Genomic DNA, 16,198 nt, shown 5'->3' with positions numbered 1-16,198 from the left:
CCAGAGATTGTCAAGGCTATGTCTAAGGTTTGCAAAAACCTTGTACACGGAGACTCCCAATGAAGGCGTGGATCGCAGGCGCGTTGACGGTGACCCTGGCGGCGGGGAGCGCGGGCGGCGCCCCTCCGGAGCCGGAGCCCGTGGACGCGACGTTAAGCACCTCCAGTGGAGAGCGGACCCAACTGGCGCGCTGGCGTGGGAAACCCGTCATCCTCTTCTACGAGGACAAGGACTCCACGACACTCAACGCGTCGTTGAAGGCAGAGCTGTTCAACCGGGGACGCGAGCGCGGCCTGCTGGAGAGCGCGTTCGTGGTCGCGGTGGCGAACCTGGAGAAATACGACTTCTTTCCCGCGCGGGAGATCGCCCTGTCGTACGTGCGTGACGAGGAGAAGAAGGCAGGCGTGCCCATCCTGGTGGACCTGAAGGGCACGCTGGGCCAGGCGCCCCTGAAGCTGCCCACCAAGACGTCCACGGTGATGCTCCTGGACGCGGAGGGCACGCCGGTCTACCGCCACTCCGGCCGCATGAAGCCGGAGGAGCAGGCCCGCTTCTTCACCGCGCTGAGCCAGTTGGTGGGCCAGGACCTGACCGCGGAGCGGGAGAAGGAGGTCCACCCTTGAGGGTGACCTGCACGGGCGCCACCGGCTTCCTCGGTCCAGGCCTTGTTCAAGGTTTGTTGGAGGCCGGCCACACGGTGCACGTGCTCAGCCGGAACGTGGAACACGCGCTCGGCCGGCTGCCCGCCGGGGTGACGGGCTCCTACTTCGACGGGAGCACGCCGCTGTCGCCGGACGCGCTCGCGGGCGCGGAGGGGGTGGTGCACCTGGCCGGGGAGCCGGTGGACCAACGTTGGACACACGAGGCGAAGCACCGCATCCACCAGAGCCGCGTGGAGGGCACGCACGTGCTGGTGGAGGCCATGAAGCAGGCGGGCACCGTGCGGCACTTCGTCTGCGCGTCGGCGGTGGGCTTCTACGGCGGCGCCCGGGCGGGGCAGACGCTGACGGAGGAGGACGCGCCCGGCGACGACTTCCTCGCCCACGTGTGCCAGGGCTGGGAGGCGGAGGCCCTGCGCGCGGAAGGAGCGGGCATCCGCACGGTGCGCCTGCGCATCGGCGTGGTGCTGCACCCGGCGGGCGGCGTGCTGCACCGGATGCTGCCGGTGTTCCGCATGGGCGCGGGCGCGAAGGTGGGCCACGGCCAGCAGTACGTGAGCTGGGTGCACAGGGAAGACCTCTTCCAGTTGATGCGCTTCGCGCTGGAGCACCCCACGCTGTCCGGCCCGGTGAACGCCACGTCGCCGGAGCCCGTCACCAACGCGACCTTCGCGCACACGCTGGGCGCGGTGCTGGAGCGGCCCGCGGCGCTGACGGTGCCGGGCCTGGTCCTCAGGGCGCGCTTCGGGGAGATGGCGCGCGTGGCGCTGGAGGGCCAGCGGGTGATGCCCCGGCGCGCGCTGGAGGCGGGCTTCCAGTTCCGCCACCCCGACCTGACCGGCGCGCTGCGCGACCTGCTGTCCCCCTGACCCCCACGGAGCGAGCCACGCATGGACGACACCCGGACGCTGGAAGCCCGCGCGCGCAAGGAGGGCACGCCGCTCATCGACGGAGACACCGCCACCTTCGTGTGGAAGGGCCCCCGCCCCGTCTTCCTCCAGGGGGACTTCCAGGACTGGCGCGGCACGCCCCTGCCGCTGGAGCGCGTGGGCAAGGGGCTGTGGGCGCGCTCGCTGGCGCTGCCCGAGGACGCCTACGTCGAATACGCGCTCCAGGACGCGAAGGGCCGCCGCGTGCGCGACGCCTTCAACCCGCGCCGCTCCGACAACGGCTTCGGCGGCTTCAACCACTGCTTCTGGATGCCGAAGGGCGAAGCGACCCCGCCAGGCAGGCGCATCCGGAACGTGCCGAAGGGCCGCGTGACGCGCCACGCGGTGGCGACGCACGAGTGGGCCGTGGGCACCAAGCGCGCGGTGGCCCTCTACGCGTCGCCCGTGAAGGGCCCCGTGCCGCTCCTGGTGGTGCTGGACGGCGACGACTACCTCCGGCGCATCCAACTGCCCGTGGTGGTGGACAACCTCGTCGCCGCGGGCCGCATGCGCGCGGTGGCCATGGCCTTCGTGTCCAACGGCGGCCCGGCCCGCACCACCGAGTACGCGTGCAGCGAGGCCACCGTGGCCTTCCTGCACCAGCGCGTGCTCCCGCTGGCCCGCGAGCACCTGCCGCTGGTGGATGAGCAGCGCACGCCGGGCGCGCACGCGGTGCTGGGCTCGTCGCTGGGCGGCCTGATGGCGCTCTACGCGGCCCAGCGCCTGCCACGCGTCTTCGGCCGCGTCCTGTCCCAGTCCGGCGCCTTCTCCATCGAAGGCACCGACATGGTCGTCTTCGACCTGGCCCGGCGCACCGGCCAGCCGCCGCTCCACGTCTGGATGGACTGCGGCCGCTTCGAGGGCCTCCAGGACGGCAACCAGCGCCTCCTGCCCCTCCTCCAGGCGGCCGGGCACCGCGCCACGTACCGGCCCTACAGCGGAGGCCATAATTACCCCGCGTGGCAGGCGAGCCTCCCGGCCGGCCTGGAAGAAATCTTCTCGCCCGCCGGGTGACGCGTCGCGGCGAAGCGCCGGATTTCCGTCCAGGATGAAAGCCCCCTGGAATCAAGGGGTTGGCTCATCCAGAAGGCGGCCAAGGCCGGATGATCCAGGATTGGGAGGGCCCCGTGACGCGGCAGGCGGGCGGCCGGGCGGGGCTTGTGGACCGGGGGGCTACGCAACCCGGGGGAAGGACGGACCGATAACGGATGTAGGTGCGCAACCCGGCGCGAGTACCGCGACGGGCCTTCCCCCGCGCTTGGAGTCCCCTCATGTCTCGCGTCGATGGTGGCAACCGCCCGTCCCTTCCCCCGAAGCGCTCGGAGTTCGAGCGGTCCGAGCGGAGCGACGTCACGCGCGACACGAAGCCGGGGGCCGCGCAGGGCCGGACGCCCGCCAACGCCAACGTGCGCTCCTTCCAGGGCCGCAGCGACTTCGAGCCCGCGCGCCCCGCCCCTGCTTCCTCCCGCCCCACGCCCGCGCAGACGCCGGCCGTGAAGGCCCCGCCCTCGCCGGCGGACGCGGAGTCCATCGCCCAGGCGGACATGGAGCTGGGGCTGCTGGAGGAGTTCCCGGACGCGGACGCGCAGAGCGGCATCGCCTCCGCCATGCTGCACGCGCACGCGGACGCGCCCGTGTCGCAGAACCGCATCGTGGAGCGGCTGAAGCAGGACGGCCGCCTGGAGACGCTCTTCGGCGAGGTCTTCCGTGAGGACAACCCGTACGTCGAGCAGCCGCACAAGAACGCCATCGTGAAGGCGCTCGACACGGCGCTCTCCCGGGGCACGGTGACCGGCGACGACCTGCGCGCCTTCTCCCGTGGCACCTACGCCCAGGAGTGGCAGCAGATCGGCGCCGCGCTGGGCACCACCCGCAAGTAGCCGGGTACCGGACGCCGGGCTCCCGGCCCGCTTCACGCTTCTTCACGCGCATGCCGGTTGCGCCGGGGCGCGCGCGCGCGAGGATGGGCCTCCCATGGTGGAAAGCCCGTTGCGCATCATCCTGTTCATCCTCCTCGTCAGCGTCGCGTCGGTCTGGGTCCACGTCTACCTGTACCGGCGCCTCTTCCGTGACACGTCCACGAGCCGAGCCTGGCGCGCGACTGGCAAGGTGCTGCTGACGGCGCTGTGCGTGCCGCTGCTGCTGTCCTGGGTGGTGACGCGCATCATCCCCTCCGCGTTCATCGTCGCGGTGTTCGCGTGGACGTGGATGGGCGTCGCCGTCTACCTGCTGCTCTTCCTGGTGCTGATGGGCGCGGTGCGCTGGCTCGTGGCGCGCACGCGAGGCCACCGGGGCGTCGCCGCGCCGCTCGCCACGCCCGCGCCGGACCCCGCCGCGCCGCCGTCGCTGGCGGACCTGGCCGTCACCGTGCCGCCCGCGCATTCCCACGTGCCCCCCGTGGATGAAGAGCGCCGCAGGTTCCTCGCCCGGGCCACCGCGGGCGGCGCGGTGCTCGCGGCGGGCGGCCTCACGGGCTACGGCATGTGGAGCGCCTTCCATCCGCCCGTGGTCAACGAGATCGCGGTGCGGCTGCCCGGCCTGCCCAGGGCGCTGGATGGCTTCACCCTTGTCCACATGAGCGACATCCACGTGGGGCCCGTCATCCAGCGGCGCTTCATGGACGAGCTGGTGCGGCGGGCCAACGCGCTCAAGCCGGACCTGGTCGCCATCACCGGCGACCTGGTGGACGGCACGGTGGCGGACCTGCGCCACTCCGTCGCCGCGCTCCAGAACCTCCAGGCCCGCGCGGGCACGCACTTCATCACCGGCAACCACGAGTACTACTGGAACGCCAGCACCTGGGCGGACGCGCTCACCGGGCTGGGCATCAACGTGCTGCGCAACCGCCACGTGACGATTGGCGACGCGGGCGGCGCGTTCGACCTGGTGGGCGTGGACGACTGGTCCATGCGCAGCGGGCCCCGGGGCTACAACCTGGACGCCGCCCTCCAGGGCCGCCAGCCGGACCGCGCCGCGGTGCTGCTCGCGCACCAACCATCCAATTGGGATGTCGCCGCGAAGGCGGGCATGGGCTTGCAGTTGTCCGGCCACACCCACGGCGGGCAGTTCTTCCCGTTCACCGTGGCCGTCTCCGCCATCTGGAAGCACGACGCCGGCCTCTTCCAGGACGGCGACAAGCACCTCTATGTCAGCCGGGGCACCGGTTTCTGGGGCCCGCCCCTGCGCGTCGCCGCTCCGTCTGAAATCGTTAAGGTGACGCTCCTGGCGTGAGGTGTAGATTTACCTGGAAATGAGCAAGGAACCTGCGAAGCGCGAAATCAAACAGGAGCGGGCCGCGCGAACGCGGGTCGAAATCCTGGAGGCCGCCATCACGTTGTTCGCCCGGCGGGGCTACCTGTCGACGACGATGTCGGACCTGGCGAAGGCCATCCGGATGACTCCGGGCGCGCTCTACTGGCACTTCCCCACCAAGGAAGACCTGCTGCTGGCGGCCATCGATGAGCTGCACCAGCGCTACCTGATGGAGTTCGCGCCGCTGCTCGCCGAGCGCCGCGTCCTGTCCGGACGGGAGCAGTTGGTGTTCGTGGTGTCGCGCACGTCGCAGTTCCTGCGCTACCACCGCGAATACGGCATCTTCTTCGGGATGCTGTCCGCCGAGTCCGCGGAGTCCAACGACCGCGTGGCGGAGGCGCTGCGCGAGAAGATCTCCCTCTACGTGGCGGTGCTGGCGGGGATGATCCGCTACGGCCAGAAGCGCAATGAGTTCCGGCAGGAGGTGGACCCGGTGCACATGGCCCACACGATGATGGGCGGCTACCTGGGCATCCTGCTGCACCACAACCTGTACCGCGGCATGGTGAGCTACGACCCGCTGATGGCGTCGCTGGACATGATCCTCTCCGGCGGCCTCCACGTGCGCGGCCCCCTGGGCTGAGGCGCTGAGCCCACCGGGCCGGGCGGCCCGGAAGAACAGACGCCCGGTCCCCCACGCGGGGGACCGGGCGTCTTCATTTCAGGGAGGCCTTCGTCCCCGCTCCCCCCGGGTGAGGAGAGCGGGGCGGGATGCCGGGACTACGGCATCTCGGTGGGGCTCGACGAGTTCTGCGGCTGGCGCTCGGTGCGGGGCAGGAAGTCCGCCGCGTTGTTGTCGGAGTCCTGGCCGTTGCCCGCGAGCTCATCCGCGCCGCCCACGCCCATGGTCGCGGCGGTGGAGGTCGCCCGGGCCTTGCGCTCGATGCTGCCACCCTTGCCCGCGGGCGCGGGGGCCGCGGCGCCCTCCACGACCGTGCGGCCATTGCCGAAGCCCACGGTGTCCACCACGCCCGTGGCGGACGTGGGGTCCACCGTCACGTCCGCCGTGCCCAGGCGGACGTTGCCCGTGGAGCCGGAGATGTCCGTGTTGCCCCACAGGTGGTCCGCGGGCACCGCCGACGTGGAGTAGCCGCTGGCGGCGACCAGGTAGTAGCCGTGGGCCTTGATGGTCGCGGCGGGCAGCGTGGCCAGCACCGTGAAGTTCGTCGTCGTGCTGGTGGTGCTCGCCGTGCGGTAGAGCAGCTTCCAGCCGGTGATGTTCACGTCGGCGTCCGTCGGGTTGTACAGCTCGATGTAGTCGTCCGCGTTCACGGTGAGGCCCTGGCCGGAGATCTCACTGATGACGACGTGGCCCTGCACCGCGGCCACCGTCACGGCCGCCTGCTTCGTCACGCCCTGGTAGGACGCGGTGAGCTGGCCCGCGCCCGTGGCCTCCGTGGCGGTGAAGACGACCGTGGCGGTCGTCTGGCCTTCCGGCACCGTCACCGAGGAGGCCGACAGCGAGCCCAGCTCCGCGGGCGCGAACGCCACGTCCACGGCCGCGCCGCCCGCGGGGGCCTTGCGGTCCAGCGTGACGGTGAACGTCTGCGTCTTGCCCACCGTCACCGTCACCGTGTCCGGCGTGACGGTGGCCAGCTTCGCGGGCGGAGGCAGCACGGTCAGCTCCGCCGACCGCGTGATGCCGTTGAGCCAGGCGGACACCGCGCCCGTCCCCTCCCCGTCCGCGGCGGCGGTGAACGTCACCGTCGCCGTCGTCTGGCCCACGCCCACCGTCACCGACGTGGCGGACAGCGCGCCGAAGGGCGTGGCCGGCGAGGCCAGGGCCAGCAGCACCTGCACGGGCTCCGCCGGAGCGGACTCCAGCGTCACCGTGAACATCTGGGCCGCGCCCGCGTTCACCGTGGCGGTGGACGGGGTGAGCGACACGAGCCGCGGCACGTCCGTGATGACGTTCACCGTGGCGCTCAGCGAGCCCAGCGTCACCGTGCCGGAGCCGGTGCTGGCCTCGTCCACGGTCACGTCGAAGGTGGCCGTCAGCGCGTCCGCCGTCACGGCCTGGGCCGTGATGGTGCCGAAGCCCGCGGGCGCCACGGTCACGTCCAGCGTGGTGCCCGCCGGCACCGGCCGGTCGAACGTCACCGTGAAGCGCGCGGTCCCGCCCTGCGCGATGCCCTGCGTCGCCGGGGTGAGGTCCGTGGCGATGGCCGCCTCGGTCGCACCCAGCACGCGCAGCGTGGCCGTCTGGGAGGACGCGCCCAGCGTCGCGGTGAGGGTCACCGAGGCCGCCTGCGCCTTCGCGTCCAGCGCCACCGTGGCGCTCGTCTGGCCCGCCGGAATCACCACCTGCCCGCCCACCGCGGCCAGGGCCGCCGCGTCGCTGGAGGTGACGTTCACGGTGACGTCCACCGGGTAGGCGTTCGCCATGGTCACGGTGAGGGGCTGGGGAATCGCCTGGGCGCCGCCCACGCGCGCGAAGCCGCCGGACGTGAAGCCCGTCAACGCCGGCAGCGGCGGCAGCGGGATGACCATGTCGGCCGCGCTCCGGGGCAGCAGCTTGTGGTCGCTGAAGGTGAAGTTCAGCACGCCGCGCAGCGCGGTGTACTCCTTGCCCAGCACCTGCGTGGGGTAGGCGAAGGCCTGGTCCGCCACCATCAGGCCCGAGGCCGCCGGGTCACCGGCCTTGTTCTCGTCCACGATGAACTCGCGCTTGGTGTTCTCCAGGCGGGTGGTGAAGACGTCGCGGACCTCCACCAGCGCGCCCTCCAGCGCCTTCGCCCGGGGGCCGTTGGTGCGGACGTCCTCCGTGCGCACCACCACCGGGGCCGGCAGCGGGTTGGCCGCGCTGTGCTTCGTCACCTTCGCGTCGACCACCTCCAGCAGGCCGAAGTAGTCCGTCAGCGTGCCCTCCACGCGGAGGTTGTCACCCACCGCGACCGCGGCCTTGGCGCTGTAGATGAAGAGCCCGGAGTTGTCCGCGCCCTGGCCCGAGGGGTAGTTCGCCACCTGCACCCAGTAGCCGTTCGTCGCCTTCGCATCCACCGCGGTCACCACCACGTCGTCCACCGCCACCTTGCTGCCCACCAGCGACAGGTTGCCGAAGCGGGGCGTCGTCTTCACGTCGTAGACGGAGGTGGCGCACACGCCAGCGGTGATGGTCCCGCCGCACGCGTCGCACGCGTCGCCCACGCCGTCGCCGTCCGTGTCCTTCTGGTCCGGGTTGGCCACCAGCGGGCAGTTGTCGGTGGGGGTGGTGATGCCGTCGTAGTCGAAGTCGGACGGGTCCGCGACCTCGCACGTGGCCGCGTCATTCGGGCAGCCGTCGCACACGTCGCCCTTGCCGTCGCCGTCCGTGTCCTTCTGGTCCGCGTTGGCCACGAAGGGGCAGTTGTCCTTCCAGGTGGGCACGCCGTCGTGGTCGTCGTCCTCGCCGCGGAAGGCCTGGCACGCGGTGGTGCCCGCCTCCAGGGGGCACGGGTCGCACGCGTCACCCACGCCGTCGCCGTCCGTGTCCAACTGCCGCCCGTTGTCCATGGGGCGCACGGGGTTGAAGATGGCGGGGCAGTTGTCGGCGGCGTCCTCGATGCCGTCCGCGTCCGCGTCCGCCGCGCTCGCCACGCCCGTGTAGACGGTGGAGCCGTTGACGGCGGCCACCGGGAAGGTGGTGTTCACCGCGCTGCGCGAAGGCTCGCAGGTGGGCTCGTTCTCCGGGGTGCCGCACGCGAACAGCGGGTAGAGGCCCTGCGTGTCCGGGGAGGCCTGGAACTCCGCCAGCGTCTTGCCAATCTCCGACTTCACGCACGCGGCCTTCTGGGCGCCGCACACCGTCAGCGTGTCGCAGGTGTCCGCGCCCTTGAGGCCGTCCACCAGCGCCTGGTCGCCGTAGAGCGGCTTGCCGCCGCGCATCGTCAGCACCACGTCCGCCGGCTCCGCGGCGATGACCGCGCGGAAGGGCGAGGCCATGTTCGTGCCCACCCGGAAGATGGCCAGGTCCGCCATCTTGCCCGGCGCGATGCGGCCCACGCGCTCATAGAAGTCCACCACGTCCGCGGCGTTGGTCGTCACCATGCGCCACAGGTCCTCGTCCGTGAACGTCTTGGCGTAGCGCGTGGTGTTGAGGTGATCCGCGCAGCGCAGCTCGCGCAGGATGTTCATGGAGCCGGAGCGGATCCAGTCCGTGCCCAGGGAGATGGACGCGCCCATGCGCTTGTAGGTCGTCACCATCGCCGTGTCGCCGTACAGCGAGATGTTGGAGCGCGGCGACCAGACCAGGCCCGTGCCGTGCGCCACCATCTGCGAAATCTCCGCCGCGGTGAGGCCCACGCCGTGGATGATGGCCGAGCGCGGGAACAGCACGTTGCCGGCGCCCGTGGACAGGCAGCGGAACTCGTTCTGCGCCGTGGCGGCGATGCCCTCCGCGATGTGCGGCAGGTACGCGGACATGCGGCTGGTGAGGGTGGCCGAGGACGGGAACGAGGCGTAGGAGCAGGAGTCCGTCAGCGTGGTGCCGCTGCTGTCGCTCAGCGGGAAGGTGTCCGAGTCCGCCCACGGCTCCGCCAGGCCCTCCTGCAGCGGGACGCCGCTGTTGTTGCCCACGTCCAGGTTGCGCAGGAAGCCGGCCTGTCCGCCCGCGCCCGCGATGGAGGTGGTGCCCGCCATCACCTGGCGCAGCTCCGACCAGCGGATGGCGTCCGCCTTGGAGTTGGACGGGTTGGTCAGCCGGGTGTGCTTGTTGTTGCCCGTGCGCCAGTCGTGGCGGTGCTCGTAGCGCTCCGCGCTGGTGCTCGCCTGCGGCGCGCCCGGGTAGGTGATGTGGTCATGCGGGTTGATGAGGCCCGGGGAGATGACGCCCCGGGGGCACATCACCGCCGTGGCCTCCGCGGCCCCGGCCGCCTGCGAGCAGTCGCACGCGGCGCAGGTGATGACGCCCTGGGCGTCCACCAGCACCTGGCCGCCCGCCAGCGTCTCGCCGTCCTTGAGCACGATGCCGGTGAGGAGCGTCCCCGCCGTGCCCGCCTTCGTCACCTCGCAGGTGGCGCCGTTCGAAAGCGGCGCGGGAATCGTGGGCCAACACTGCGTCATCTGGGTGGGCGTGACGGTACAGTCCGCCTCGCACCCGTCGCCGCCCACCGTGTTGCCGTCGTCACACGCCTCCGGGGGCGCCAGGACGCCGTCGCCGCACTTCGTCCCCGGCAGGGTGCAGTTCGCCTCGCACCCGTCCCCGCCCACCGTGTTGCCGTCATCGCACTGCTCGGCGCCTTCCTTCTTTCCGTCACCGCAGACCGCGTTGACCTCTGGATCGGAACTACAGGCACTGCCCAACAGAAGGACCGCGCCCAGGGCGGCGAGCAATAGACGGGGGGAGCTGCGCATGAAGCCTCCTGCCCGAAGGCAGTGCCGTGAAGAAAGGAACGGGTGCGACGAGGAAAGCCCGCCGTGCCTCGCATGCGGCGTGGAACGGGGGTGCAACATTTCAGCGATACCTGACCCCTGAAGTCCACTTCGTGGGGGCCCAAGGGTCTACCGTGTGGCGGAAGGTGTGGTAGGAACACACCCAACGTGTGGGGGAGCAGGCGGATGACGCGTCCTGCCACGTTCTAGAGTGGGGGGACATGATTACCCGGAATCCATCCAGCACCGTGTCGCGCTTCCTGGACGCGCACCTGCGCCGTGACGCGCAGGCGCGGGAGCTGTCAGTGGCGCGCTTCATGAGCATCCTGTCGGCCATCTGCGTGGTGGTGGCCGCGGCGCTGGGGCCCGCGATGGGCTGGGACCTGACGCTGGCGCTGATGGGGCTGTCCACGGTGCTGTCGGGCTATTACGGCTGCATGTGGTGGGTGCTGCGCTCCGGCGCGTTCCACCCGGCCATCCCGTGGCTGAACGTGTTCATCGAGGTGAGCATCCCGGCGGTGGTGCTGGCGTTCGACCTGCACTTCAAGGGCCCGGTCTACGCGCTCACCGCGCCCACGCTGGTCATCTGGGGCACGCTGGTGACGCTGGCGGGCCTGCGCAGCAACCCGCGCCTGGGGCTGGCCGCGGGCGCGCTGGTGGCCACGGAGTACCTGGCGCTCTACTTCGGCTTCGTGCGGCCGCTGTTGCCGGAGGAGCCGCTCGTCACGCTGGCGCCGCTGTTCATCTGCGTGCGCGCGTTCTTCTTCGTGGCCACGGGGGCGCTGACGGCGACGCTGGCGCGGCACTTCCTGGAGCGCACGCGGAGCGCGCTCGCGGCGCTGCGCGAACAGGAGGTCATGGGCAAGTACGTGCTGCACGAGCGCGTGGGCGCGGGCGGCATGGCGGAGGTGTACCGGGCCACGTACTCGCCGGAGGGCGGCTTCGAGAAGCAGGTGGCGCTCAAGCGCATCCTGCCGTCGTACGCGGACGACGCGGCGTTCGTGACCATGTTCCGGCGCGAGGCGGAGCTGTGCTCGTCGCTCTACCACCCCAACATCGTCCAGGTGTTCGACCTGGGCCGCCACGGCGGCACGTACTTCCTGGCCATGGAGTACGTGGACGGGCTGCCCTTGAGCGCGCTGCTCAAGCCCCAGAACCGCCGGCCGCTGCCCCTGGCCGCCGCGACGTTCCTGACCGCGGAGCTGGCGTCCGCGCTGGACTACCTGCACCGGCGCACCAGCGCGGACGGCGTGCCCCTGCGGCTGGTCCACCGCGACCTGAACCCGCCCAACGTCCTGGTGTCGCGCATTGGCGAGGTGAAGCTGTCGGACTTCGGCATCGCGCGGGACGCGGTGCGCGCGAACCTCACGGTGGCGGGCAGCGTGCGCGGCAAGCTGGGCTACATGGCGCCGGAGCAGGCCATGGGCAAGGACATCGACGGGAGGGCGGACCTCTTCGCCCTGGGGCTCACGCTGCACGAGGCCCTCACCGGCCGGCGCGCGCTGAGCGGCCACTCGGAGGAGGTGCTCCTGCGCGCGGCGGTGGACCAGGAGGTCGTCCCGCCCTCGCAGCTCAACCCCGCGGTGCCGCTGGCGCTGGACCTCATCGTCATGCAGTTGCTCCAGAAGGACCCGGCGAAGCGCACGCCCAACGGCGCGGCGCTGCGGCAGCAGTTGCTGGCGCTGGACGGCCCCGCGGCCCCCTTCCCGCACGGGCAGGCGGAGCTGGCGCGGGTGGTGCGCGAGGCGAAGACGCTGGCGGAGCAGTTGACGCAGGAGACCGTGGAGACGGCGGCCGTGGGGAAGCCGAATCCCCCGCTGGCGCGCTCGGCCTGAACCCGGGGCGCGGCTGCGCGGGGCGCGGGAGCGCGTTAGAAGGCGGCGCGCTTCCCATCACCTGGAGCCCGCCGCCTTGGACATCGCCGTCATCACCTACGCCGGACTGCCACAGTTGAACCCGCTGGACGCGCCGCTGGTGCCCGCGCTCCGGGCGCTGGGCCTGGACGCGCGGCCGGTCATCTGGGACGACCCCTCCGTGGACTGGAGCCGCGTGCGCGCGGCGGTGGTGCGCAACGCCTGGGACAGCCACCTGCGCCGCGAGGAGTTCATCGCCTGGGCGGACCGCGTGGGCGGCGTCACGCGGCTGTTCAACCCGGCGGACGTGCTCCGGTGGAACACGCACAAGGGCTACCTGAAGACGCTGGAGGCGCGGGGCCTGCCCTTGACGCCCACCGTCTGGGTGCCGCCCGGCGGGACGCTGGACGTGGCGGCGACGGCGCGCGAGCGCGGCTGGGACGCGGTGGTGCTCAAGCCCGCGGTGGCCGCTGGGGGGCTCAAGGTCTTCATCGTCCGGCGCGAGCAGTGGGACGACGCGAGCGCGCAGGTGGCCCAACTGGCGAAGGAGGGCGACGTGATGGTGCAGCCCTACCTGCGCGCCTTCGAGACGGAGGGCGAGCGCTCGTACATCTTCTTCAACGGCGTCTTCAGCCACGCGGTGCGCCGCCCGCCCACGCTGACCACCGCGCCCCGGGGCTTCGCGGAGCCGCACGGCTTCACGCCGGAGGACGCGGCGGAGGCGCGGATGGCGCACGAGGTGATGGAGGCGTCCGGGGGCGCCCGGCTGCTGTACGCGCGCGTGGACGTGGCCACGGACAACGAGGGGCGCACCCGGCTGCAGGAGGTGGAGGTGACGGAGCCGTGCCTCTTCCTGCCCATGGACGCGGGCGCGGCGGAGCGGATGGCGAAGGCCGTCGTTGCCCGGTTGTAGCCTTCCGGGCCCGCCCATTCGCCCACTCGTGGACACCTGTGGAGCCGTCAGGGCGACGCGGAAGCGGCGGATGGGGTTATGACTGGGCCATGCGAGCCCTGTTGCTCTCGCTGCTCATCCGGCAGCACATGGCACTCCAGGAGAAGTTCAACGCCAAGTACCCGCACGCCTGGCTGGTGTGGGAGGCGGGCGCGTGGAACGTCCCCGAGGAGCAGAACGTGGCGGCCACGCGGCTGCCCATGATGGACCTGCGCGACTGCCTGCCCGCGGGCGACGCGCTGTGCTTCGAGCTGATGGGGGTGGCGGACCGCGGCCCCCTGAAGCTGGGGCGCGCGTCGCACAACACCTTCGTGGTCAACGACGCCACGGTGTCGCGCGAGCAGTTCGCCCTGCACTCCACGCCGGACGGCGGCTGGAAGGTGGAGCGGCTGGCGCAGTCCCGGCCGGTGACGGTGAACGGCGAGGCGCTGGAGGCGGAAGCGCCGCGCCTGCTGCGCACGGGCGACGAGCTGAAGGTGGGCGACGTGCGCCTCACCTTCCACGACGCCCCGTCGTTCCACGCGCGCATCGGCCGTATCGCCGCGCAGGTGCTGGCGCAGGCCGCCACGCCACCGTCACGCTGAAGGCCCGCCGCTCCGCCGGGCGTGTCGCGAACGCCCTGGCGGCTCCGGGAAGCCGCCTACCGCCCCACGGTGCCGAGCGTCGTGTCCCGGGGATTCGGCGCCGTGGCGAGCCACACCGCGCCGCCCGCGAGCACCGCCACCGCGCCCGCGCCCGCCCAGACGTACCAGCGGCGCGTCCACGGCTTGGAAGGGCCCGCCTCCGCCGTCTTCACGGACGCGTCCGGCACCTGCATGGCCAGGGCCTGGGAGGCCCCGTTGTGCTCCGGCGCGACGGGCGGATTCGCGGCGAGCCTCGCCTCGTTGGCGCGCGCCTCCGCCAGCGCGGCCTGCTCCCGCGCCTTCTGCAGCTCGCGGTCCCTGGCGAAGCGCTCGCGCTCAAGGCGCTGCTCCTCCTGGACGCGGGCCTGGGTGTCCATCTCCGCGATGAGCTCGCGCACCACGTCCGCGTTGGCCGGCTCCTCCTGCGACAGCGACAGGTAGCGCCGGTAGAAGAAGGCCGCGCGCGACGGGTTCTTCAACTGCCGGTGGCACTGCGCGATGTTGAAGAGGAACGCGGGCAGCGGCTTGAGGCGGTACGCCTCGCTGAAGGCCTTGAGCGCCCGGTCGAACTCGCCCAGGTCGTATGCCAGGTTGCCCTCGGAGAACCGCTCCCGCGCGGCGTCCTCCGTGGCGCTCGCCGCCGCGTCCTGCGCCACCGCCGGGACCGGCGTCCCCAGCGCGAGCGCGAGCGCCAGGCTCAGGGCCCTGGGCTCAATGCGACGCGAACGGATCAATGACCGCATCCCGGCTTCCTCCCTTGCGGCCTGGCGCACGCGCGGGGGCGCGGCGCGGTCCCGCGCTCGCCTTGACGAGCGGCACGGTCAGCTCCGCGGCGGCGGCATCCTGCTTCAGCTCCACCGCCCGCTCCAGCGGGACGTAGCCCGCGAGTTCCACACGCAACTGTGGCGGCACCGCCTGCCGGCTCAGCGCCTTCGTCAGCGGCGTGACGCCCAGCTCCTCGCCGGTGTCCACGCGCACCACCTTCGCGCCCGGCGGCGACGAGTGCACCGTGAGCGTCACCGGGTCCGCAGCGCCCGCCACCGGCGTCCCCTGCCCGGCCGCCTCCGAGGCGGACGCCACCGCCTCCGGAGCCTCACCGGCACGGGACGCGCGCATCGAGTGCAGCCCCGTCCACGTGGTGAGGCCGGACACCAGCGCGAGCGCCGCCAGCCCCACGGACACCTGGAGCCGCCGGGAGCGCAGCAGGCCCGGCACCCGCATGCGCAGGGTGGGCCGCTCCGCCTCCTCCACCAGCGGCTCCGTGCGCGGCTCCGGATCCGGCGCGGTGGGCATCAGGAGCAGCGCCGTGGTGACCTCCGCCAACTGCTGCGGCCGGCCCTCCGGCTCCTTCGCCAGGCAGCGCATCACCAACTGCGCCAGCTCCTGCGGCACCCGCTCGCCCGAGGGCAGGTGCGACGGCAGCGGCGGCGGCGGCTGGGTGATGATCTGCACCACCAACTGCCCGAAGGCCGACGCCTGGAAGGGCGGGTGGCCGGAGAGCATCTCGTAGAGGATGTTGCCCACCGCGTAGATGTCCGCGCGCGCGTCCACCGGCAGCCCGGCGGCCTGCTCCGGCGCCATGTACGCCGGCGTGCCGATGATGGTCCCGTCCAGCGTGCCGGTGAGGCTCACGCCCGTCTGCGTGGTGATGAGCTTCGCCACGCCGAAGTCCAATACCTTCACGAAGTCCTGCTGCCCGGAGCGCTGCGTGATGAAGAGGTTGTCCGGCTTGATGTCCCGGTGCACCACGCCCACCTGATGGGCCGCGCCCAGCGCCGCGCACACCTGCACGCCCATGCGCTGCACGCGCTCCAGCGTCAGCCCCTCTTCCTTCAGGAGCGCCGCCAGGCTCTGCCCGCGCAAGAGCTCCATCACGCAGTAGACGTGCCCGTCGGGCGACTCGTCCACGAAGTCGAAGACCTCCACGATGTGCTCGTGGTTGATCTGATTGACGGTGCGCGCCTCCTGGAAGAAGCGCTGCACGAACGAGCTGTCCCGCGCGTGCTCCGGCTTGAGCACCTTGAGCGCCACCTGGCGGCCCAGCCGCACGTGCCGCGCCTGGAACACGCGCCCCATGGACCCTTCGCCCAGGAGCTTCTCCAGTTGGTAGTTGCCCAGCACCGCCCCTTCCTGGGCCTCCTGTCCGCTCGGAGACATCACGAGCGGCGCTCCGCCACCGTCGGTCACGGCGTCACCCGATTCGGACAGGACTGTGTGAGCGAGGAGGTCGTCGGTGCCCATGGGGGGATCAGGTTTCCATGACGGGGCGACCCTGCAACCCAGGGGAGGGCATCTATCGCGCGAGAAGTGGAAAAACTTTCGGCACGTGACGATTCACCCGCCGTGCGCCGCGTGGACAGGTGGCATGTGCGGCGACCGCGCACCGTGAGTCCACGGACATTGAAATACTTCTCCATACAGCCCACTCCCGTCCAAATCCCCCGGCGCACGATGGTCGCCGCTTGGATGCGGCGGGTCAACGTGGTCGGAGGTCGTCAGCACCGGGGGGCACGCGGAGTGT

12 protein-coding genes are annotated in these 16,198 nt (G+C 71.8%); 9 read left to right on the top strand and 3 right to left on the bottom strand.

What is annotated here, in order from left to right; genetic code table 11:
• Positions 1 to 59: 59 nt before the first annotated feature.
• The 6 genes from K8612_RS29775 (at position 60) to K8612_RS29750 (ending at position 5,483) form a co-directional block, all read left to right on the top strand.
• Positions 60 to 623, top strand: coding sequence for a peroxiredoxin (locus tag K8612_RS29775; RefSeq protein WP_223744686.1), 564 nt, complete (start codon positions 60 to 62; stop codon positions 621 to 623).
• A complete protein-coding gene (locus tag K8612_RS29770; RefSeq protein WP_223764748.1) occupies positions 620 to 1,528 on the top strand; it encodes a TIGR01777 family oxidoreductase in 909 nt (302 codons plus the stop codon). The genes K8612_RS29775 and K8612_RS29770 overlap by 4 nt, the downstream gene beginning before the upstream one ends.
• A gap of 21 nt (positions 1,529 to 1,549) precedes the next feature.
• The gene (locus K8612_RS29765; protein ID WP_223764747.1) at positions 1,550 to 2,602 is read left to right on the top strand and encodes an alpha/beta hydrolase-fold protein; all 1,053 of its coding nucleotides are present in this window, start codon (positions 1,550 to 1,552) and stop codon (positions 2,600 to 2,602) included.
• A gap of 257 nt (positions 2,603 to 2,859) precedes the next feature.
• Entirely contained in the window at positions 2,860 to 3,468 is a 609-nt protein-coding gene (locus K8612_RS29760) for a hypothetical protein (RefSeq protein WP_223744683.1), read from the top strand.
• Positions 3,469 to 3,562: 94 nt separating this feature from the next.
• Positions 3,563 to 4,819, top strand: a complete 1,257-nt coding sequence (locus K8612_RS29755; protein WP_223764746.1) for a metallophosphoesterase — start codon at positions 3,563 to 3,565, stop codon at positions 4,817 to 4,819.
• A 19-nt stretch (positions 4,820 to 4,838) separates the two neighbouring features.
• Positions 4,839 to 5,483 carry a TetR/AcrR family transcriptional regulator gene (locus K8612_RS29750; protein ID WP_223744681.1) on the top strand — a complete coding sequence of 215 codons (645 nt, stop codon included), beginning with the start codon at positions 4,839 to 4,841 and terminating at the stop codon, positions 5,481 to 5,483.
• Positions 5,484 to 5,620: 137 nt separating this feature from the next.
• On the opposite strand, the gene K8612_RS29745 is transcribed toward K8612_RS29750, so the two are convergent.
• Positions 5,621 to 10,231, bottom strand: coding sequence for an amidohydrolase family protein (locus K8612_RS29745; RefSeq protein ID WP_223764745.1), 4,611 nt, complete (start codon positions 10,229 to 10,231; stop codon positions 5,621 to 5,623).
• Positions 10,232 to 10,470: 239 nt separating this feature from the next.
• Between K8612_RS29745 and K8612_RS29740 the strand changes: the two genes are divergently transcribed.
• From K8612_RS29740 to K8612_RS29730, 3 genes are all read left to right on the top strand, one after another.
• Positions 10,471 to 12,084 (top strand): serine/threonine-protein kinase, encoded by a 1,614-nt coding sequence (locus tag K8612_RS29740; RefSeq protein ID WP_223764744.1) that lies wholly within the window; start codon positions 10,471 to 10,473, stop codon positions 12,082 to 12,084.
• 76 nt (positions 12,085 to 12,160) lie between these two features.
• Complete coding sequence (locus K8612_RS29735; RefSeq protein ID WP_223764743.1) at positions 12,161 to 13,015, top strand: RimK family alpha-L-glutamate ligase; 855 nt, start codon at positions 12,161 to 12,163, stop codon at positions 13,013 to 13,015.
• A gap of 89 nt (positions 13,016 to 13,104) precedes the next feature.
• Positions 13,105 to 13,638: an FHA domain-containing protein gene (locus K8612_RS29730; protein WP_223764742.1), complete on the top strand. Its 534-nt coding sequence runs from the start codon at positions 13,105 to 13,107 to the stop codon at positions 13,636 to 13,638.
• Positions 13,639 to 13,694: 56 nt separating this feature from the next.
• Here K8612_RS29730 and K8612_RS29725 read toward each other — a convergent pair whose 3' ends face one another.
• Positions 13,695 to 14,420 carry a tetratricopeptide repeat protein gene (locus K8612_RS29725; protein ID WP_223764741.1) on the bottom strand — a complete coding sequence of 242 codons (726 nt, stop codon included), beginning with the start codon at positions 14,418 to 14,420 and terminating at the stop codon, positions 13,695 to 13,697.
• On the bottom strand, positions 14,389 to 15,918 hold the full coding sequence (locus K8612_RS29720; protein WP_373692148.1) for a serine/threonine-protein kinase: 1,530 nt from the start codon (positions 15,916 to 15,918) through the stop codon (positions 14,389 to 14,391). Before K8612_RS29720 ends, K8612_RS29725 begins: the two co-directional genes overlap by 32 nt.
• Positions 15,919 to 16,198 lie beyond the last annotated feature (280 nt).

The organism is Corallococcus sp. AS-1-6, from assembly GCF_020037015.1.
Classification (GTDB): domain Bacteria; phylum Myxococcota; class Myxococcia; order Myxococcales; family Myxococcaceae; genus Corallococcus.
Note: the sequence above shows the minus strand (reverse complement) of the source record. Positions and strands in the feature narration are given on the sequence as shown.